The sequence below is a fragment of the Achromobacter sp. GD03932 genome, assembly GCF_029839485.1.
GTDB lineage: Bacteria > Pseudomonadota > Gammaproteobacteria > Burkholderiales > Burkholderiaceae_B > Achromobacter > Achromobacter bronchisepticus_A.
The window spans coordinates 79,444-98,554 of the sequence record NZ_JAOCAT010000011.1; the positions used below are offsets into that span (position 1 = coordinate 79,444).

18 protein-coding genes and 1 tRNA gene are annotated in these 19,111 nt (G+C 62.3%); 11 read left to right on the plus strand and 8 right to left on the minus strand.

Annotated features, from left to right (window positions below):
• Window positions 1–2: 2 nt before the first annotated feature.
• Both N5C88_RS12625 and N5C88_RS12630 read right to left on the minus strand, forming a co-directional pair.
• The gene (locus N5C88_RS12625) at window positions 3–1,592 is read right to left on the minus strand and encodes a sensor domain-containing diguanylate cyclase (RefSeq protein WP_251877901.1); all 1,590 of its coding nucleotides are present in this window, start codon (window positions 1,590–1,592) and stop codon (window positions 3–5) included.
• A 4-nt stretch (window positions 1,593–1,596) separates the two neighbouring features.
• Window positions 1,597–2,214, minus strand: a complete 618-nt coding sequence (locus tag N5C88_RS12630; RefSeq protein ID WP_280015410.1) for a TetR/AcrR family transcriptional regulator — start codon at window positions 2,212–2,214, stop codon at window positions 1,597–1,599.
• Window positions 2,215–2,328: 114 nt separating this feature from the next.
• Here N5C88_RS12630 and N5C88_RS12635 point away from each other — a divergent pair, with 114 nt between their 5' ends.
• Together N5C88_RS12635 and N5C88_RS12640 are read left to right on the plus strand one after the other, a co-directional pair.
• Window positions 2,329–3,075, plus strand: coding sequence for a 3-oxoacyl-ACP reductase family protein (locus tag N5C88_RS12635; protein WP_059373682.1), 747 nt, complete (start codon window positions 2,329–2,331; stop codon window positions 3,073–3,075).
• Window positions 3,076–3,227: 152 nt separating this feature from the next.
• A tRNA-Lys gene (locus N5C88_RS12640) sits at window positions 3,228–3,303 on the plus strand.
• Window positions 3,304–3,609: 306 nt separating this feature from the next.
• Here the strand turns inward: N5C88_RS12640 and N5C88_RS12645 are convergent.
• The 6 genes from N5C88_RS12645 to N5C88_RS12670 form a co-directional block, all read right to left on the minus strand.
• Complete coding sequence (locus N5C88_RS12645) at window positions 3,610–4,635, minus strand: M14 family metallopeptidase (RefSeq protein WP_347881393.1); 1,026 nt, start codon at window positions 4,633–4,635, stop codon at window positions 3,610–3,612.
• Window positions 4,619–5,407: an aspartate/glutamate racemase family protein gene (locus tag N5C88_RS12650; RefSeq protein WP_280015412.1), complete on the minus strand. Its 789-nt coding sequence runs from the start codon at window positions 5,405–5,407 to the stop codon at window positions 4,619–4,621. Before N5C88_RS12650 ends, N5C88_RS12645 begins: the two co-directional genes overlap by 17 nt.
• 14 nt (window positions 5,408–5,421) lie before the next feature.
• Window positions 5,422–6,405 carry a tripartite tricarboxylate transporter substrate binding protein gene (locus N5C88_RS12655; RefSeq protein WP_251877895.1) on the minus strand — a complete coding sequence of 328 codons (984 nt, stop codon included), beginning with the start codon at window positions 6,403–6,405 and terminating at the stop codon, window positions 5,422–5,424.
• A gap of 86 nt (window positions 6,406–6,491) precedes the next feature.
• Window positions 6,492–7,697 (minus strand): cystathionine beta-lyase, encoded by a 1,206-nt coding sequence (gene metC / locus N5C88_RS12660; protein WP_280015413.1) that lies wholly within the window; start codon window positions 7,695–7,697, stop codon window positions 6,492–6,494.
• Window positions 7,698–7,802: 105 nt separating this feature from the next.
• Complete coding sequence (locus N5C88_RS12665; protein WP_280015414.1) at window positions 7,803–9,374, minus strand: rhodanese-like domain-containing protein; 1,572 nt, start codon at window positions 9,372–9,374, stop codon at window positions 7,803–7,805.
• A gap of 72 nt (window positions 9,375–9,446) precedes the next feature.
• Complete coding sequence (locus N5C88_RS12670) at window positions 9,447–10,037, minus strand: cysteine dioxygenase family protein (RefSeq protein WP_280015415.1); 591 nt, start codon at window positions 10,035–10,037, stop codon at window positions 9,447–9,449.
• 96 nt (window positions 10,038–10,133) lie between these two features.
• On the opposite strand from N5C88_RS12670, the gene N5C88_RS12675 reads away from it, so the two are divergent.
• The 9 genes from N5C88_RS12675 to N5C88_RS12715 all read left to right on the plus strand — a co-directional run bounded on the left by N5C88_RS12675 (window position 10,134) and on the right by N5C88_RS12715 (window position 18,930).
• The gene (locus N5C88_RS12675) at window positions 10,134–10,994 is read left to right on the plus strand and encodes a LysR substrate-binding domain-containing protein (protein ID WP_118932635.1); all 861 of its coding nucleotides are present in this window, start codon (window positions 10,134–10,136) and stop codon (window positions 10,992–10,994) included.
• 552 nt (window positions 10,995–11,546) lie between these two features.
• Window positions 11,547–12,137, plus strand: a complete 591-nt coding sequence (locus N5C88_RS12680; RefSeq protein WP_276310543.1) for a cysteine dioxygenase family protein — start codon at window positions 11,547–11,549, stop codon at window positions 12,135–12,137.
• Window positions 12,138–12,145: 8 nt separating this feature from the next.
• A complete protein-coding gene (gene metC, locus N5C88_RS12685) occupies window positions 12,146–13,336 on the plus strand; it encodes a cystathionine beta-lyase (RefSeq protein ID WP_118932636.1) in 1,191 nt (396 codons plus the stop codon).
• A gap of 45 nt (window positions 13,337–13,381) precedes the next feature.
• Window positions 13,382–14,944: a rhodanese-like domain-containing protein gene (locus N5C88_RS12690; RefSeq protein WP_280015416.1), complete on the plus strand. Its 1,563-nt coding sequence runs from the start codon at window positions 13,382–13,384 to the stop codon at window positions 14,942–14,944.
• 65 nt (window positions 14,945–15,009) lie between these two features.
• Entirely contained in the window at window positions 15,010–15,822 is an 813-nt protein-coding gene (locus N5C88_RS12695) for a transporter substrate-binding domain-containing protein (RefSeq protein WP_118932638.1), read from the plus strand.
• A 39-nt stretch (window positions 15,823–15,861) separates the two neighbouring features.
• Window positions 15,862–16,557 carry an amino acid ABC transporter permease gene (locus N5C88_RS12700; protein WP_118932639.1) on the plus strand — a complete coding sequence of 232 codons (696 nt, stop codon included), beginning with the start codon at window positions 15,862–15,864 and terminating at the stop codon, window positions 16,555–16,557.
• 3 nt (window positions 16,558–16,560) lie between these two features.
• Window positions 16,561–17,253, plus strand: coding sequence for an amino acid ABC transporter permease (locus N5C88_RS12705; protein WP_118932640.1), 693 nt, complete (start codon window positions 16,561–16,563; stop codon window positions 17,251–17,253).
• Between the two features lie 21 nt (window positions 17,254–17,274).
• Window positions 17,275–18,000 (plus strand): amino acid ABC transporter ATP-binding protein, encoded by a 726-nt coding sequence (locus tag N5C88_RS12710; RefSeq protein WP_118932641.1) that lies wholly within the window; start codon window positions 17,275–17,277, stop codon window positions 17,998–18,000.
• A 51-nt stretch (window positions 18,001–18,051) separates the two neighbouring features.
• Window positions 18,052–18,930, plus strand: coding sequence for a LysR substrate-binding domain-containing protein (locus tag N5C88_RS12715; RefSeq protein ID WP_118932642.1), 879 nt, complete (start codon window positions 18,052–18,054; stop codon window positions 18,928–18,930).
• The last annotated feature ends 181 nt before the right edge of the window (window positions 18,931–19,111 follow it).

A 19,111-nucleotide genomic window follows, 5' to 3' on the forward strand; every position in this document is an offset into this window, starting at 1 on the left:
GCTCAGGCCGGCGAGGCCCGGCGCGCTCCGGCCTGGGCGTCGTCGTCCGCGACGCAGACGGCGTCGCGGCCGTGGTTCTTGGCGTAGTAGAGCGCCTGGTCGGCGCGTTGCAGTACGGCGTCCAGCGTCGCGCCATGCGCGGGGTAGGCCGCTACTCCCGCCGAAATGGTGAAGGGCGTGGCGACGGCGCCCGGCTCGGTGGCAATGCGCTGACGCAGCCGCTCCACCAGGGCGATGGCGGCTTCCAGGGGGGCGCCGGGCAGCAGCATGACGAACTCCTCGCCGCCGGCGCGCGCCACGGTGTCGCCGCTGCGCGAACCGTCGCTCATCAGCTTGGCCAGGGATTGCAGCGCGCGATCGCCTTCCGCGTGGCCGTAGCGGTCATTGATGTGCTTGAAGTGGTCAATGTCGATGACTACGGCCGCCACCGGCTGTTTCTCGGCTTGCAGCAGCGCCAGCGCCTCGTCCATTCCCCGCCGGTTCAAGAGGCCTGTCAAGGTATCGGTAGTGGTTTCACGGCGCAGGTCGCGGATTTTGTGGTGGATCGAGGACAGCCCCGCCAGCAGCGCGCGCTTGAGTTGCGCGGCTTCAAAGTACCAGGAGCGCACGTTGCGGATGCGATCCGCTGAATCCGCGTTCTGCATGTGCTTGGCGATGCCGGCCAGTTCGCCTAGCGGCCGGGCGATCCAGCGCGACAGCAGCCAGATGGAGGCCACTGAAAGCAGCAGCAGCGGCAAGGTATGGAGAGCGGTGGTCAGAAGCAGATCGCCCAGAGGTTGCAAGGTCGCGTCGACGTGGCGTTGCGCGATGATGCTCCAGCCCATGCTGGGCACTGGCGCATAGCCCGTCAGCAACGCGTGGCCGTCGTCGTCGGTGAAGCGCATTTCGCCGGTTTCGCCTCGCAAGGCGGGGGCGAACGCGTCGGATTTGGAGACGCTCTGTCCCAAGCGGCCGGGGTCGGGGTGATAGATCAGGGTGCCGTTGCGATCGATGACGTAAAGAGAGGAGTCGCCGCGGTAGAAGTGCTGGCTCAGCAGGTGATCCAGCATGTTGTGCTCATGCAGGTAGAGCGTGCCGCCGAGAAACCCCAGATAGCGGTGGTCGGCCGAGAAAATCGGGTGGGTGTACAGGATCAGCCAGCGGTTCTTGAGGTCCATGAACGGGGCGCTGACCGTCGGGTGCAAGGTCGCCTGCGCGCGGCTGACGGCCTCGCTGTTCAGTTGCTGGCCCAGCAACGCGCGGTCCGAGGTCGATGCCGCCAGTACCGTGCCTTGTGGCGACACGACAAACGTGGAGTTGAACTGGCCGAGCTGCCGTTCCTGGCGCTGCGTCTCGGCCGCCATGTGTTCGGGATGCACTTCCATGTCGGCCAGCATCTCCGCGCTATACGACAGATAGTTCCTGAGGTCGGTCAGGAACACGTCGGTCACGGAAGCCAGCTTGGAGGCGTAGGCCTGGTTGAGTTCCAGCGCGGTGCGCAGCAGAAGATCACGCTGCACCAGGTAACTGGCATGCAGGCTGCCCATCAGCGCGAGCAGAACCGACAGCAAGCTGATCCACAGGATGAGATGCCGCAGGTTGATCCGGAACATGGCGTTATCCGTTAGGTATGCTTTCGGTCAGCGCGTCCCAGGCTCTCATCGCCTGTCTGGCCACGGCTTGCAAGGTCTTGCGGCTGGCGCCGTCGCGCGCCTGGATCGACATGCCATGCAGCACGGTGGTGTAGAAGGCGGCCAGGCTCTTGAGATCGACGCCGGCGGGCAGTTCGCCATCGGATGCGCCAGCATTGAGGCGGGTCAGGATGCGGCTTTGCATGTCGCGGCGGTTGTCGCCCAGGAAGTCGCCCACGCCGGCCTGATTCACGCAGCCTGCCGGCGCGCTCAGCACGATCATGCAGCCCGACGGCGTACCCGGAGCGGTGAAGCGTTCTGCGGAAGCCAGCAGCATGGATTGGATGGCTTCGCGCGCCGTGGGCGCTTCTTGCAGCGCGCGTCGCGCCGAGCTGCCCTCGGTTTCGCGGTAGAGCTCCACCGCTTCGCGGAATAGTCCTTCCTTTGAGCCGAATGCGCCGTAAAGGCTGGGCGAATTGATGCCCATCGCCGCCGTGAGGTCGGTCAGCGATGCTCCGTCATATCCCTTCGACCAGAAGACGTCCATGGCCTTGCGCAAGGCCTGGGCACGATCGAAGTTCCTGGGGCGCCCACGTTCTGCCATGGGCGTGATTTTACTCGTCAGAGAATTTTGTGGTGATCGATAAAAAATAGTTGACGGGCGTCAATGCGCTCGGCGAATATATTTGTATTGATCACTACAAATATGGATATTGCAATGCCGAATCTGACTGGAAAAATTGCTTTCGTCACCGGCGGCAGCCGGGGGATCGGGGCCGCCATCGTGCGCCGCCTCGCGGCTGATGGCGCCGACGTGGCTTTCACTTATGTGAGCGCTTCCTCGGCCGCCGGCGCGCAGGCGTTGGTACGCGAACTGTCGGTGGACGGGCGCCGCGCGCTCGCCATCCAGGCAGATGCGGCGGACGCGTCCGCGGTTCGCGGCGCGGTCGACCGGGCCGTCGCCGAACTGGGACCGATAGACGTGCTGGTCAACAACGCCGGCATCTTCCTGACCGGCACGATCGGCGAAACCAGCCTCGACGACTACGAGCGCACGATGGACGTCAACGTGCGCGCGCCGTTCGTCGCCATTCAAGCGGCACAGGCGTCCATGCCGGACGGCGGACGCATCATCAACATCGGCAGCTGCCTGGCAGGCCGCGCGGGCCGCGCAGGCGTTGCGCTGTATGCCGCCAGCAAGTCCGCGCTGGTCGGCCTGACCCAGGGCCTGGCGCGCGACCTGGGCGCACGCGGCATTACCGCCAATGTGGTGCATCCCGGCCCGATCGACACCGACATGAATCCCGCCGACGGCGCGCATGCGGCGGACCTGGTGGCGGTACTGTCCCTGCCGCACTACGGCGAGGCGCGTGATATCGCCGGCATGGTGGCGTTCCTGGCCGGGCCGGAAGGGCGCTACGTCACGGGCGCGAGCCTGTCGGTGGATGGCGGATTTGCGGCTTGAGGCAGGCCTGGGAAAAGTTTTTTTCCAGGTGACTTGCACAAACCAAAAAAGCTGCATATAATCTTTCTTCTTCGCACTACACACATAACGAAACGCAGCGGCAGCGAACTAAAAAACGCGCAGCAAAGCGGACGAAACTGAGTGAAGTTGCAGGGCTGTTAGCTCAGTTGGTAGAGCAGCGGACTCTTAATCCGTAGGTCGAGTGTTCGAGCCACTCACAGCCCACCAGAATTCATAATGAAATCAACGCCCTAGTCGCTAAGCGACTAGGGCGTTTTTCATTACCCGGCCGAGTTTGGCCAAAACTTGACCGTGGCGCATGGGCTGCAAGGTGGCTTGGCGCCAAGCGTGCATGGCGCTTCACCATATCGATGGTTTCCCAACCCCAAGTTCTTTCAGCATCAGAAGCGGGATGCCATGGGAATAGGCGAGAGCCGGCTCGATGCGAAGAATGGTCAGAAGTACAGGCAGCTCTTGGCGGAATGCGGCCGGTGACCGCAAACGCATCCGTGCCATCAAGATGAAGCGTGGCGCTTATCGTGCAATATTAGTTTCGACTTCCTCCCATTCTCGCGCGACAAACGCGGCGCGCTCGCCCGTGTGCACGACGGGATCACGGCGCAAGCCGATGACCACGGCATCATGCGCAAGCTCGATTCTCTCGAGTGGATTACCGTGCAGATCCATGGTCGCGCCAAGCAGGCTGCCGGCCGGCAGCGTGACGCCGGCTTCGACCGCCGGCATGAACAGGCCGCCATGCGCAAAGGTCAACCAGCCGCGCCGGGTCACGCGTCGCACGCGCTTGGCGACGAAGTCGTCGGCCTGACCGTCAAGGATTCCCAGGCGTGCAGCCAGCCGGGCGAAACCGCGCTCGGCCTGGTCGACGTTGGCGATCTCGCAGCGGCTGCCTCCTCCCAGTTCCAGCATGAATGCGGGTATACCCAACGCCAGGCATTGATAGTCGAGTGCGCCGGCGATATTGCCCGGCAGTTCACCCTTGCCACCCACATCCATGCGGCAGGCGACGTTGGGTTCGAACAGCGCAATCAGATCCAGTAGCGCCTCTTCAGACAATGGACTGTCCGGATGCACCTTGTAGACTGCGTAGACCCGTGAATCGAATAGCGCGTTCATGGTGTGCAGGTTGATCAGCAGGTCGGCGGTGCCGCGGATCTCCTCCATCAGTGCATGTGCCAGCCGCTCGGAGATCAGGCCGCCGGGGTTGCCGGGATAGCATTGGTCGAGATCGAGATCGTCATATGGATTGCGTTTCCGACGGCTGTCCAGTGCGTGGGGATTGGCCGTGGGAGTGACCACCACATTGCCGCTCATGGTGGCTGGGTCCAGGCTGCGCGCGAAGCGCAGGGCCGCCAGGATGCCGTTGATCTCATCGCCATGGACCTGCCCATTGAGCCATAGCGTTTTGCCTGGTCGGGCACCACGAATGGCTACGAAAGGCAGCTCCACGGCCATGCCGGATGCCATGGTCCCCACGTCGATCGCGCCCTGCTTGAGCGCGGGGCCCGAAAAATCAGAAAGAAAATCACGGATGACGCCCATCATGGTTCCTTGTATCGAAAGTGGTAGAAAAGTGCGCGCGCTCGGGCAGTGCCTGCCGGCCGAGCACGCCAATCGCTGGGGTATCGCCGGGGACGCCCGCCAGTCGTAGGCCCGCCCAGGCCGTGGCGGTATTCGACGAAAAAACGGGCACGCCCAGATCGGCTTCTAGTGCTTCGATCAGACCTAGCGTTGGCATATTGGTGCAACTCAGGAAGACAGCGTCAGCGCGACGCGCGTCGTCGGCGCGTGCCATCAGACGCTGGTACACCGTGCTCTCGTCCAATCCGCGTATGGCATTGCCGTCGCGACATTCCAGGGTGTCGTAGTGGCTGGCGTCGACGCCGTGAAACGCCAGGAATTCGGCCTCCTGGCGAGTGATCGCGTCGGGATATGGCGCCAGCATGTGGAGTCGACGCACGGTCAGGGCGCTGCATGCCTGTAATAGCGCGCTGGCGGTCGTGATGGCCGGGCACCCGGTGGCTGCGCGGATCCGCGCAGCGGCATCGTCATGCCTGTCATGTCCTGCCAGGAAGGTCCCGGACGTGCACGCAAACACATACGCCCGCGGGCTCGTGTCGCGCAACGCGGCCAGCGCCGCGTCGACACCGCGATGCAGCGTCAGCAGAGACTCGGCCGATAGCGCCGCGCCGTCGCGATGCAACCGCTGGAAATGGAAGCTGGCATCGGACTGCCCCAACCGGGGATACTCGACTTCACAGGTGATATTGCCTTCCGGCAGTAGCACGCCGATGCGCGCGACGGGACGAATCATGCGAGCCTCCGCCCTTAATCCAGCTTCAGGTTCATTGCCTTGATCAGCTGCGACCACTTGGCTGTATCGCCGGCAACGAATTGAGCAAAGGCGGCGCTGTCCATGGCGGGCGGTAGCTCGACCATCTGGCTCTTGAGCTTATTCGCCAGGGCTGGCTCGGCCAGGGCTGCCTGTATCTTGTCGTGCAGCCACTGCACCGCTTCGGGAGGTGTGCCGGCGGGCGCGAAGAAACCATACCAATTGATGGCTTCGTAGCCCGGAAGCCCCGATTCCGCGACCGTCGGTGTATCCGGCAGCAAAGTCGAACGCTTGCCGCTGGTGACTGCCAGCAGCTTGATCTTTCCTGCGTTCACATTCGCCATCGCAGACGTGTCGACAAACATATAGTCGACGCGCCCGCCCATCAAGTCGATTAATGCCGGGGTCGAGCCTTTATACGGCACGTGCAGGGCGTTAATTCCAGCCATCTGGGCGAACATGGCGCCCGCGAGGTGCAGCGAGGTCCCCGTGCCCCCGGAACCATAGGTGAGCTTGCCCGGATTCTGCTTGCTGTAGCTGATCAGTTCGGCCACTGTGGTGAACGGCGCATCCGGCCTGGCCACCAGCAGGATGGGCATCTGCACGCCCATGGCCACGGCCTGCAGGTCTTTCGCGGGATCGTAGCTGAGCGAGCGGTAGGCGCTCGGGGCAATACTGATATTGCCCGGACTGCCCATCACGAACTGGTATCCGTCCGCCTTCGAACGAGCGATCGCACCTACGCCGATGATGCCGCCCGAGCCGGCACGGTTCTCCACGACGATGCTCGCCCCTGTGCTCTCGGTGATCTGCTGCGCGTAGAGCCGGCCGACCACGTCCACGCCGCCTCCGGCGGGGAACGGTACGGTGATGGTGATCGGCTTTTCCGGATAGGCGGCGCAGACCTGGGCTGCGCCTCCGAAGTAGGCTGCTACAGCGCAAGCGGACACGGCGAGCAGTCTGGAATAGGCATTTCTCATGGTTTTCTCCTTGTGTGTGTGTATGCGCTCGCCGTACGCGAGTGCTTGTCGCGACCGGACGGACGCTCGGCAGCCGTGGACGCGCGCTATTTCGCCAGAGCCGCCTGTTCGAAGCCCTGTGCGAGATCCTCGATGAGATCGGCCGGATTCTCGAGGCCGATGTGCAAGCGCACCACCGGCCCGTGGCCGCTCCAGTCTGTGACGCTACGCGCCTGGGTGAGGTGCGCGCCTGTGACCAGGCTCTCGTAGCCTCCCCAGGATGCACCCAAGCCGAACAGCCGCAGGCTGTCGATGAAACGGTCAACGTTGGCTTGACGTGTGCCTGCGGGCAATTCGAAAGACACCAGTCCATTGGTGCCTTGGCAATCGCGCAGCCACAATTCATGTCCGGGATGCGACGGCAGGGCTGGGCAGAATACCGTCCGCACCGCCGGCTGCTCCAGCAACCACTTCGCCACCGTCAGCGCGTGCTGTTCATGCATTTGGAGACGCGCTGCCAGGGTACGCATGCCGCGCAGCACCAGCCACGCATCGTCGGGGCTGACAGTCATGCCGAAGGCATCGCAGCGCTCGGCTAGCGCGCCCCAGGCTGCTTCGGTCGTAGCCACGGTTCCCATCATCACGTCCGAATGGCCGGATAGGTACTTGGTCGCGGCCATAACCGAAACGTCCGCGCCCAGCAGCAACGGCCGGTACTGGTAGCCCGATCCCCAAGTGTTGTCTGCCACCACGATCGCGCCGCGTTCGTGCGCCATGGCGGCGAGTGCGGGCAAGTCGCACATTTCGTAGACCAGCGAGCCGGGGCACTCGGCGTAGAGCATGCGGGTGTTGGGACGCATCTTCGCCTCGGCATCGCTGCCGTCGGCTGCGAAGAAGGTGTACTCGATACCGTAGGGCTGCAGGAACTGCTGCGCCATGTGCCGCACCGGTTGATAGGCGCTGTCGGTCAGCAGCACGTGATCGCCGGGCCGCAGGTAACTCAGCAGCGTCATGCCGATGGCCGCCAGTCCGGTCGGGAGCAGGCGGGTGCGGTAGGCACCCTCCAGTTCGCTGACTGCGTCCTCCAGCGCGAAGGTGGTGGGCGTGCCGCGGGCGCCGTAGCTGAAGATGCGTTCCTGGCCCCGCCGCTCGCGCATTTCGCGCTGGTGAGCGGTATTTTCGAAGACGACCGTGCTGGCACGCACGATCGACGGGTTGACGGCCGTGCCACCGATGTACGCCGGGGCCTTTCCAGTGTGGGACAGGCGGGTTTGCGTACTCCATTTCCTGGACAGAGAGTGTTCGTCTTTCATCGTGAAACCATCTGGACTGACGGGGTTGACAGAGATCGGATCGGGAAGAAGATCGTGCGCATGATGTTGCTACCTGCCGGTTATGGCAGCCATGCGTGGCGTGGGTTAGTCGGCGGCGGGTGGTAGGCGGAAGGCCGCCAATTCCCGCTCGTCGAGCAGGGGTACCAGACCGGTTTCCCAGGCCAGGTATTGGCGGGCCGCCTCCTTGTTGCCATCGTGCCGGTCGTGCACAAAGAACAGGTAATCAATGCATGCTTCATCCGATGGGCGATCAGGGCTCGATTCGACCGGCATGGCCGCCTGCTGCCAGGCGCCCATGCCGCCCTCGAGCAGCAGCGGTGCCTGGGGAAGTTCCAGCGAAGCCCATTGCGCCAGCTCGGCCTCGTCCGCGACCAGCACGATCTGGCGGGGTTCGGCTACGAGGTCGCGCGCCAGGTTTGGGCGGATCGACCAGCGCGCGCCGGGTATGTGCGCGGCCCGGTAGCGCATGCCTGGACGCAGGTCCACCACCGCCACGTCCTGCCGTTGCAGGCGCCGCGCCAATTCCGGCACCGAGATGCTGGCCAGCGCCGGAGCGGGCGGGCTTGCTTCGACATCCAGCGCCAGGCCGCTGTTCAGCCCGCCGGCCAGCACGCAGGCGTCATGGCCCATCTGGCGCAGCCAGCTCGCAACTACGGGCGCGCGCACACCGTCGCTGTCGAAGAGCACCAGGCGCGCGCCGCGCACGCCGACATACTGGTCGCTCGCCTGCATCAATTGGCCGCCCGGCGTATGCTGCGCGCCCTGTAGCGACCCGGCCTTGAACTCTTCCGGCGTGCGCACGTCGCAGAGAAAGAGGGAACGTCCGACGTCCTGGAACCAGGTCCTTACGGTTGGCGCGTCCACGTAGGGCACGTCGAAGCGCGCCGCCAGGGCCCGGGCCTGCGTCTGCAGGGACTGTCCGCCGGAGTCGTCGGCATAGCGCCGGGTTCCACCATGCTCGAGCGGCAGGTCTGCCAGATACCAGCCCTGCGTGCCGTTTTCCAGCGCGTAGATTGGGTTGGGAACACCTAGGTTGATCAAGGTCTGCGCGCCGATGATCGAGCGCGTCCGGCCGGCGCAATTGATGACGATAGGCGTCGACTCGTCGGGCGCCAGGTTGCGGATGCGATAGGCCAGCTCGCCGTTTGGGCAGCAGATGGCGCCCGGAATATTCATCTTGCCGAACTCCGACACGGGACGCCCATCCAGCAGCACCAACGGCGCTCCCTCGGCCTGTTTTTGCGCCAACTGCCGCGCGGTGATACGGGGTGTCCGATAGACGTGTTCTGCGAGCTCGCCGAAAGTCTTGGATGGCAGATTCACGCCGGCAAACAATTGATAGCCCGCCCCGCGCCAGGCGCGGGTGCCGCCTTCCAGAATGGCTACCTGCGTGTAGCCCAGCGCCTCCAGGCGCAGGCGCGCGCGCTCGGCCACGCCCGCGCTGCCGCCTTCGCCTCCGTCATACACCACGACACGAGCCTGCTTGCGCGGCACCAGGCGTGCAATCTCCAGCTCCAGCCGGCTATAGGGCAGCGAGGTCGCATAGAACAGGTGCGATTCGCCGTATTGGCCGTGCTCGCGCACATCGAGCAAGGCGATCTCCCTGCCATCGTGCAGCCAGGATTTGAGGGTGGAAGCGGAAACGGAAATAGGCATGAAGGGAGTCGGTAGATGGAGGCAGAGTGATGCACTGACGCGCACGCACGCGGTGGAGATCCGGTGCTGCGCTCAGCGGCGTGTCTGTACGCCGATCGGCATGGTCCGGTAGGTGCCAGTTTCTAGGTCGTAGCTGACGCGCTCGTTCAGGGTTTCCAGCGCTCGGCCATACACGTGTAAATGGCGAATGATTTGCGCGCCGCGGATTTCCACCGAATGGATATCGTTGGGCATCAGCGCGATGCCCTGTCCCGGCGTCACCATCACCATCTCGGTCTCGCGCAGCGTTCCGACGCCGGGCACCGTACCGTCGTCGGAGCGTTCATAGACGCGGTTGTGCTCGCTACCCTCCACGGCGGCGATACAGGCCCAGGTCGTGTGATTGTGTGGCGCGATGCGTTTGACGGGGCGCATCACATTGAGATACAGCGCGTAGCTATGGTCTGGATCCTCGGCGATCAGATAGCGTGCCTGGTGCTCGCCGGCCTCGGGAGCTGGGTAATCGGCGGGTTGCCACAGATCTCGCCGTGCCGCGAGATCCAGCAACTGGTGCAATACCGCGTCCAGGTTTTCGCGCGTGGCTGGACCGGCGCCGATGGCACGTCTCATGGCGGAAACAGCCGAGGCCACGGCTTGTTCTCGTCGCTCAGCAATGTTGTTCAAGGCGGGCTCCTTCTGGTCGTTGAAGGCCAATTTAGTCCCGCGCCCGATGTCAAACAATCTGGGGAGTTCAAGTTAATACTTCAATATAATTAAAGTATGGACATGCTTGATCTGGAACTTCTGCGGACTTTGGCGACCATCGCGAACAAAGGCAGCTTCGCCGCGGCTGCGTTGCAGCTCGGGCGCACGCAGTCCACCATCACGCAGCAGATGCAGCGCCTGGAAGACAAGGTTGGTCATGAACTATTCGAGAAACAAGGGCGGCAGAAGCGCCTGACCGATCATGGCCGGCGTCTGCTGGGCTATGCGCTGCATATGCTCGCGATCCATGACGAGGCGCTTAGAAATTTGCAGCACCGGCAGGTTCAGGGCCTGGTGCGCATCGGCGCGCCCCACGACACGGCCGACACCATGCTGCCACCCGTGCTGCAGGAAATTGCATTGAATTTTCCCGGCATGCAGTTCGATCTCCATGTCGGGCGCAGCCCGTTCCTGATGGAATCGCTCAAGCAGGGCGAGATGGACATGGTGATCTCCAACCGCGAGGACGAGGCCTTCGAGGGCTTTGTCCTGCGCTCCAGTCCCACCGTCTGGTTGTGCGGCGCCAACTATGCGCACGATCCGTTCAAGCCCATACCGCTGGTGATGGCGGACGGCCCGAGCATCTTTCGCCGGCTGGCCTGCGAAGCCCTGGACACCGCCGGCATTCCCTGGACGCCCAGCCATACCTCGACCAGCCTGGTCGGCATCCGCGCGGCGCTGCGCGCCGGACTGGGCGTCACGGCTCGCGGTGTGGAGCAGCTCGATCCGGGTCTGCGCGTGCTGGGTGCAGGCGACAACATGCCGCCGCTGCCGGACCTGGTCTATAGGCTCTACATTCGCAGCCACGTAGTCAATCCGGTGATCCGGCAGGTCTTCGAGAGCCTCCAGGCCCGCGTGCGCTTCAGCGGCGCGTAATGGCTCACGCAGCTCAAAGAACAGCGGCGGGCCTCAAATCTCAGGCGCAATAGCGCGTCGCTGCGGCTACATCACGGGCCGCGTTCGATACCGCGCCGGAAATGTACTGCTCTCGGTTCTTCGCCAAACAACAGAGCGCTTTTCTGGCAGACAGCATCGAGATGTCGGCGCAGTACCAGTACAGAGCGTTGCTTCCACCAGTTCAGCAAAAATCAGCACGCTTACTGATTTAGAGCGAATTTCAACCAGTTCAACCTTCGCTGGAGATCGTCCGATTTCCCTGTACGTCCACTGCAAAACGCCACCTCAAAATCCATTACGGTTCCTGCACAATCACAGGGCTGTCATCGGTGGCAAATTCGCTGTCAACGATCTAGTACTTACCCTTACCGAAAGAAATCAAGCGCTCGCGGCGCTGGCGCTCTCACTCTATGACGAAAGGCAATCCATTAGCTTTTTCAATACATTTTCCTGCAACATTAATTTGAATGGCTGGGCATGGCTCTTTAAGATCGGCTGCAACTCATACGCCGTTCTACAAGGAGATTCGCAATGCCGCAGCAAAAAAACCCGGGATCGGAACAGATCGGCACCACCATCGAACAGGTCAAGACGCTGTTCAGCCAAGAAGGTGAAAACCGGGCGACGTTGGAAAAAACGCTGTCCAAACTGATCGGTCTGGCCGCAAACAAAGACTGGTGGGACGAGTCGCACTACCCGGCGCCTGAAGCCGGTGAGCTGCAGGCCCGCTACCTGATCCAGGAAGATGCCGACAAGTCGTATGCGCTGTACCTAAACGTCATGCGCCCGGGCAAAAAAATCGTGCCGCATAACCATACGACCTGGGCATGTATCGCCGCGGTCGAAGGCGTGGAGCTGAACTACACCTATGATCGCAAGGATGACGGCAGCGAGCCCGGGCGCGCGCAGCTGGAAAAGACCGGCACCGTGGTAGTCGAGCCAGGAAGCGGCATTGCGCTGATGGCCGATGACATCCATGCCGTACATATCGAAGGCCAGGACGTGATCCGTCATCTGCACTTCTACGGCCGCGCGCTGGAAACGCTGGATCGCCGCATCTCCTTCGATTTGGAGAATGGCACTTGCCAGCAAATGGCTATCGGCGTGCAAACCCGCAAGTGAGGCGCGCCATGCTCAAGGATCAGACCACGCCTGCGCAAGAAGATGGCTTCAACACTCGTCTGCTGCGCGCGGGCCGTCCCCATCAAGGCTGGGTCAACACGCCCGTCACGCGTGCGAGCACCTATGTGTTTAACAGCGTGGGCGAATGGCGCGACACGCGTCAGCGGCGCGACCAGGAACGCCTGGCCTCGTACGGCGCACGCGGCACGGACAGCACCTATGCGCTGGAAGATGCCCTGGTCCTGTTGGAAGGCGGCTATCGCGCCAAGGTCTTCCCGACCGGTCTGGCGGCCATCGCCATGGTATTCCTGGCCTATCTAAAGTCCGGCGACCACGTGCTGATCACCGACGGCGTCTACGAGCCGGCACGCGCACTGTGTGCGCAAAGCCTGTCTCGCCTGGGCATCACGCACAGCTTCTATCGTCCGGATGGCAGCGATCTGGCCGAGAAGATTCAGCCCAATACGCGCATGATCTATGCCGAGAATCCCAGCTCGTTGATCTATGAGCTGATGGATTTGCGCAAGGTGTCGGCGCTGGCCAGGCAGCATGGCTGCCTGCTGGTTGTCGACAACACGTGGGGCTCTGGCATTCTGCATCAACCGCTGGCGCTGGGAGCAGACATCTCGCTGATGGCGGCCACCAAGTACCTTAGCGGCCATGCCGACATCATGATGGGTACCGTGGTCACTACCAAGGAAGTCTGGCAGGAGATGGAGACGGTGCAGGTCAACTATGGCCAGACTGTCGGCGCCGATGACGCCTGGCTGATGCTGCGCGGCCTGCGCACACTGCCAGTACGCATGCGCACTCACCAGGAAAACATGCTGCGGGTGGCCGATTGGTTGCGCAATGATCCACGCGTCGCCCGCGTCTACGCCGCAGGCTTGGCCGAGGGCGAGCAGGCCGGGATCTTCCAGCGAGACTTCAAGGGCAGCAATGGCCTGGTATCGGTGGAATTCAAGGCGGATATCAGCGCACGGCAGATGGAGGCCATGATCGACGCGCTGCGCCTTTTTGGCATTGGCGCATCCTGGGGCGGATTCGAGAGCCTTGTTGTTCCCATGAATATGGTGTCGGCGCGCAGTCTGTCGGACTGGAAGGCGCGCGGGGCCATGTGCCGCTTTCACATCGGCCTAGAGGAACCGGCGGACATCATCGCGGACCTGCAACAAGCCTTCGACGCCCACCTTTCCTAGCTGTGTCGCCAGCTGCGGCCGGCATCCTTCCTTTCTGTAGAACCCATGGCAACCAACCACACTATTCGCGCACGCGAAGACGCCGCCACGCTCAAAGACTGGCTGCATGACGGTCAGGAAATCGCCTTGCTGGACGTGCGCGAACACGGTCAGTACGGCGAAGCCCATCTTTTTTACGCTGTCAACGCTCCCTATAGCCGCCTGGAATTCGAAGTGGCCCGCCTCGTACCGCGCAAGACCACCCGTGTTGTCGTCTATGACAACAATGACGGTGTCGCCGAGCGCGCCGCCCAGGCGTTGCGTCAGCAGGGCTATACCCAGGTAGGCGTCCTCGATGGCGGCGTGCAGGCCTGGGACGCGGCGGGCTACGCCCTCTTTGCGGGCGTCAACCTGCCCAGCAAGACCTTTGGCGAACTCGCCGAGCACGAGCTGCACACGCCGGCCATCGGCGCTGAAGAATTGAACCGCCGTATCGCCGCTGGCGAAAACCTGGTGGTGTTGGACGGACGGCCGTTCACCGAATACCAGAAGATGAGCATTCCAACGGCGACCTGCTGCCCGAACGGGGAGCTTGCCCTGCATATCGATACGCTCGTGCCGGATGAGAGCACCACCATCGTTATCAATTGCGCCGGCCGGACGCGCAGCATCATCGGCGCGCAGACACTGATCAATCTGGGCGTGAAGAACCCGATCTACGCGCTGGAAAACGGCACGCAGGGCTGGTATCTGAAAGACTATCCGCTGGACCAAGGTCAGAGCCGCCGCCACGCGATCGACGCCGCGCCGCTGACACTGGACCGGGCGCGCGCGCGCGCGCAAGCACTGGCCGCCCGTCACGGCATACCCAACATCAAGCCCGAAAAGCTTGCTTCCTTGCTAGCCGATCCCGAGCGCAGTACCTACGTCTTTGATGTGCGTACGCCGGAAGAATATGCCCAGGGTACCTATGCCGGCGCAGCTCATGCCGCAGGCGGCCAGTTGATCCAGGCCACCGACCAATACGTGGGCACGCGCAATGCGCGGTTGGTTCTGGTCGACAGCGAAGGCGTGCGCGCTCCCGCCGTCGCCAGCTGGTTGCGCCAACTGGGCTGGGAAGTCTATGTGCTAGACGCAGTTGCCGGTGGCGCGCCGGTATCGGCCGACGCGCAGGTCGAAAATCGACTTGCTCGAGTGGACAGCAAGACAGCAGCTCGTCTGCGCGATGAAGGCGCGGCATTGGTCGATGTGCGGCCCAGCATGAGCTATCGAGCAAGCCATATCGACGGCGCTCGCTGGAGCATACGCAGCCGCGCCGAGGCGCTGAATGGCGTCACCGTGCTTGTGGCCGACGATGCCCGCGTGGCTGAGCTGTATGCCCGCGAGCTGGCCGGCAGCGGCCCGCTCTACTTCTTGCTGGATACGCCGGCGCAATGGCAGGCCGCAGGCCTGCCGCTGGCCGAGACGCCGGATCTTCCGTCCGACGCAGAGTGCATTGATTTCCTGTTCTTCGTGCATGACCGCCATCACGGCAACAAGGCCGCGGCTATCAAGTATCTGGAATGGGAAACCAATCTGGTCAACCAGATCGACGCGCGCGAACGTGCGGCATATCGCTTTCAACCCTGACGTTTCCATCCCTCGGCGCGGGACACGATTCTCGCGCCGTTACGCATAAACCAAGGAGAAAACCCATGAAACCCGTCGTCGCCATCGCTCTTGCACTGTTGGCCACCGCCGCTCACGCCGGTGACTTGAATGATGTGAAGAGCAAGAAACAGTTGGTCTGCGGCACGCAAAGCGCCAGCGAACCCTATGCCTACCAGGACCCGGCCACGCGCAAGTTTGTAGGCTACGACGTTGATATATGCCAGGCGCTGGCCAAAGGCCTGGGCGTGGAGCTGGTGCATAAGCCGCTGTCTACCGAAGCCCGAATTCCGGAGCTGAAGATGGGCCGCGTCGATGTGGTGGCGGGCTCCATGGCCTATTTGCCAGAACGCGCCGCGCAGGTGGACTACAGCGTCCAGTATCTGCAAGGCAATATCAAAGTGTTGGTGCGCAAGGACGACAAGCTCGGCACGCTGGCGCAGCTAGAAGGAAAACGCATCTGCGCCAGCAAGGGATCGTCGTCGGCCGCCATTGCCGGGCGCGTGCTGGCAAAGTCGCAGATCGTGACGTATCAGGATCTGGCCACCTGCTATCTGGGCCTGCAGAACGGCAAGGTGGACGGCATCTCGGCCGGCGAACTGACGCTCAAGCGATTTGAAATCGAGTCGGCGAAATCTGGCAGCGCCGCGACGCTGATCGATGAACCGCTGTTCACCGAGCGCATGGGCGTAGTGGCTTCCAAGGGCAATACCGCACTGATCGAGGCCATCAATAAAGTCATCAGCAAGATGGATGGCGATGGCGAACTCGACGCCATCTATGCCAAGTGGCTGGGCAAAGACTCGATTTACCAGTTGACTCGCAAGTTCAAGGTCGAACCTGTTGCTCTTGCCAATTGAGGATGAATCGGCGGCTCGCGAGAGCCGCCATCGCTGCATATGGATCTGAACATCTCTTTCTTGTTGCATGGGCAATATGGCGCCCTGCTGCTGTCAGGGCTCATGACCACGTTGCTGGTATTTGCCCTCGCCTGGGTGCTCGGCATGACGCTGGCGATCGCCATCGTGCTGTTGCGCGCCATCCCCTTCAAACCGCTCGACGCGCTGATGTCGCTGTTCGTCGAATACCACCGCAATGTGCCCACCGTGGTGCAGATTATGGTGTGGTACTTCGGCATTCCGCAACTGCTGCCGCCCGACATCCGCGCCTTCGTCAATGCCAGCAACACCGAGATCCTGTTTGCGGTGGTGGCCTTGTCGCTCAATGTCAGCGCCTATATGTCGGAGGATCTTCGTTCCGGTCTCAAGGCCATCCCGGCCGCGCAGATCGAAGCCGGACGATCCATTGGCTTGAGTTTTCTGCAGGCCATGCGTTACGTCGTGCTGCCACAGGCCTTGCGCATCGGTCTGCCGCCGCTGGTCAACCGATCGCTGATCCTGTTCAAAGACACCAGCCTGACTATGGTCATCGGTGTGGCTGAGCTGACCTATCAGGCCAAGAACATCGACAACCTGACCTTCCGCACCTTCGATGTCTTCGCCGTCACCACGCTGATTTACCTGCTGTGCTCGATCACCATCATGCTCATCGGCAGCCGGGTCGAGAAGGCCTATCCATCGGCTTACAAGGGGTAAAGCATGCTGGAACTACTGCATAAATACGGCACGATGTTCATGGTGGGATCCTGGCCCAATGGCCCCCTGGGCGGTTTTGCAGCCACGCTGCTGCTGGCCGTTCTGGGCCTGGCGCTGGCCTTCCCGATTGCGGTGCTGCTGGGTTTTGCCCGTATCGGACCCTACCGCGTGCTGCGTATTCTGGCGACCTGCTGGGTCACGGCGTTTCGCGGCGTCCCGCTCATCATGATCATCTTCTGGGCCTATTTCGCCGTGCCGATGGTCACAGGCATGACGATCTCGCCGTTCAAGACCGCCCTGGTGGCCATCGTGCTGTACGAAAGCGCTTTTCTGGCGGAAATCGTGCGCGCCGGCCTGCAGGGCCTGCCGCGCGGCCAGACCGAAGCGGCGCGTTCGGCCGGCCTGTCGTACTGGCAAAGCATGCGATTTGTCATCCTGCCGCAGGCGCTTGTCAACATGATTCCGTCGCTGGTAAGCCAGTTTGTATCGACCATCAAGGCGACCTCCATTGTCTATGTCATCGGTGTCGAGGAAGTCACGTTCGTCGGCCAGCAGATCAACAGCATCGAACTGACGTCTGCGTTGCAAACCTATCTGATCCTGGCGGGCATCTACTTTGTCATCTGCCTGGCCTTGTCCAAGCTGGCCAAGCGCATCGAATCACGCATACAACGCCGCCGCCTGGGTCTGGCGTAAGCAGCGATAAGGGGAAAAGACATGATCGAAATGAAGAACGTCAACAAATGGTATGGCGACTATCACGCTCTCAATGACGTCAACGGCCGTATCGAGAAAGGCGAGGTGCTGGTGGTTTGTGGGCCGTCCGGCTCGGGCAAGTCCACCATGATCCGCACGCTCAATCGTCTGGAGTCGATTCAGAAAGGCGACATCACCATCAATGGCGCCAGCATCTACGACCGCGAGTCGGATCTGAACAAGCTGCGTGCCTCCATTGGCTTTGTGTTCCAGCAGTTCAATCTCTTTCCGCACTATTCGGTGCGCGAGAACATCACGCTGTCGGCGCGCAAGGTGTTTGGCATGCCGACGCGCGAGGCCGACCAGATGGCCGAAGCGCTGCTGGCCAAGGTTGGCTTGGCGCACAAGATAGACGCCATGCCCATCAATCTGTCGGGCGGCCAGCAGCAACGCGTTGCGATTGCGCGCGCGCTGGCACAACGCCCGCCAGTCATACTGTTTGACGAGCCGACTAGCGCGCTGGACCCCGAAATGGTGTCCGAAGTGCTCAATGTCATGAAGACTCTGGCTTCCGAGGGCATGACCATGGTGATCGTCACCCATGAAATGGATTTTGCGCGCGAGGTCGCTGATCGCATCTGGTTCATGGATGCCGGGACCATTCTGGAAGACAGCACACCCGAGGCCTTCTTCACGGCACCCAGGCATCCGCGTGCCTGCAAGTTCCTGGAGGATGTGCGTCATTGATCCAGATGAGGCAGGCGCGCCATATTCCGGCTGTCACGTCAAGGAAAGTCCATGCGCAATCTGGATCTGGAGCTGCTGCGCACGCTGGTGGCTATCGCCGAACACGATTCATTCTCCGCTGCGGCGGAAAGTCTGCACAAGACCCAATCTGCTGTTACGCAGCAGATGCTGCGCTTGGAGAGCCTGGTCGATCTACCGCTGTTTGAAAAGCGCGGCCGCAATAAGCGGCTGTCCAGCCATGGCGAAAAGCTGGTCACGTATGCACGCCATATGCTGGCCATGAATGATGAAGCTCTGCGCTCGTTGCAAGACAGTCTGCTCGAAGGCGAGTTGCGTCTGGGGTCGCCGCACGATGTGGCCGACAGCATTCTGCCCAGCCTCTTGATCCATGTGGTGCGCACCTTCCCTCGCATCAAGCTGGAAATCCGGGTGGACCGCAGCCCCAATCTGATGACGGCCTTGCGTAAGGGTGAGGTGGATCTGGCAGTGTCGACTCGCTTTGATCAGGAGTTCGAAGGCGTGGTCTTGCGCACTTCCCCCACGGTATGGCTGTGCTCGGCAGACTACGTGCACGACATCAACGCTCCCTTGCCGCTGGTGCTTGCCGATGAGCCGAGCATTTTTCGCCGCATTGCGCTCAATGCGCTGGAGCAATCACAGCTACGCTCGCAAACCAATTATGTTGCGCCCAATCTGGTGGCCATCAAGGCCGCCTTGCGTGCGCGCCTTGGCATCACTGCGCGCAGCGTGGAACTGCTGGGCTCGGATATGCGGGTGCTGGGAGAGAAAGAGGGGTTGCCCCGGCTGCCCGATGTCAATTACTACCTTTGGATACGGCGGGATCACATCAACCCCTTGACCCGCCACGTCTACAACATGCTGAAGTCCAATCTGCGGCTGTCGTCCAATAGCGACGAGCAGAGCGGCTAGTACTCGTTGGCGCGTAGCGCCATCTCCACAGTTTCGGCCGGCTTGCCCAGACGCTGCGCAAAGACCGGCTACAGACCTGCGCCATCGCCCGCTTGGAAATGGCCGCTGTCGACCGGATCGCGGGCAGAGACAAGGCCTCCTTGAACCCCGCCATGGGCAGATACAGGCCCGCGATACGGTC

Excerpts from the sequence above, each read along its gene's own strand:
- N5C88_RS12665 (WP_280015414.1), bottom strand. The coding sequence starts at position 9,374 with ATGCCTATTTCCGTTTCCGCTTCCACCCTCAAATCCTGGCTGCACGAT.
- N5C88_RS12675 (WP_118932635.1), top strand. The coding sequence starts at position 10,134 with ATGGACATGCTTGATCTGGAACTTCTGCGGACTTTGGCGACCATCGCG.
- N5C88_RS12625 (WP_251877901.1), bottom strand. The coding sequence starts at position 1,592 with ATGTTCCGGATCAACCTGCGGCATCTCATCCTGTGGATCAGCTTGCTG.
- N5C88_RS12655 (WP_251877895.1), bottom strand. The coding sequence starts at position 6,405 with ATGAGAAATGCCTATTCCAGACTGCTCGCCGTGTCCGCTTGCGCTGTA.
- N5C88_RS12705 (WP_118932640.1), top strand. The coding sequence starts at position 16,561 with ATGCTGGAACTACTGCATAAATACGGCACGATGTTCATGGTGGGATCC.
- N5C88_RS12715 (WP_118932642.1), top strand. The coding sequence starts at position 18,052 with ATGCGCAATCTGGATCTGGAGCTGCTGCGCACGCTGGTGGCTATCGCC.
- N5C88_RS12690 (WP_280015416.1), top strand. The coding sequence starts at position 13,382 with ATGGCAACCAACCACACTATTCGCGCACGCGAAGACGCCGCCACGCTC.
- N5C88_RS12695 (WP_118932638.1), top strand. The coding sequence starts at position 15,010 with ATGAAACCCGTCGTCGCCATCGCTCTTGCACTGTTGGCCACCGCCGCT.
- metC (WP_118932636.1), top strand. The coding sequence starts at position 12,146 with ATGCTCAAGGATCAGACCACGCCTGCGCAAGAAGATGGCTTCAACACT.
- N5C88_RS12635 (WP_059373682.1), top strand. The coding sequence starts at position 2,329 with ATGCCGAATCTGACTGGAAAAATTGCTTTCGTCACCGGCGGCAGCCGG.
- N5C88_RS12650 (WP_280015412.1), bottom strand. The coding sequence starts at position 5,407 with ATGATTCGTCCCGTCGCGCGCATCGGCGTGCTACTGCCGGAAGGCAAT.
- N5C88_RS12645 (WP_347881393.1), bottom strand. The coding sequence starts at position 4,635 with ATGGGCGTCATCCGTGATTTTCTTTCTGATTTTTCGGGCCCCGCGCTC.
- N5C88_RS12710 (WP_118932641.1), top strand. The coding sequence starts at position 17,275 with ATGATCGAAATGAAGAACGTCAACAAATGGTATGGCGACTATCACGCT.
- metC (WP_280015413.1), bottom strand. The coding sequence starts at position 7,697 with ATGAAAGACGAACACTCTCTGTCCAGGAAATGGAGTACGCAAACCCGC.
- N5C88_RS12700 (WP_118932639.1), top strand. The coding sequence starts at position 15,862 with ATGGATCTGAACATCTCTTTCTTGTTGCATGGGCAATATGGCGCCCTG.
- N5C88_RS12630 (WP_280015410.1), bottom strand. The coding sequence starts at position 2,214 with ATGGCAGAACGTGGGCGCCCCAGGAACTTCGATCGTGCCCAGGCCTTG.
- N5C88_RS12680 (WP_276310543.1), top strand. The coding sequence starts at position 11,547 with ATGCCGCAGCAAAAAAACCCGGGATCGGAACAGATCGGCACCACCATC.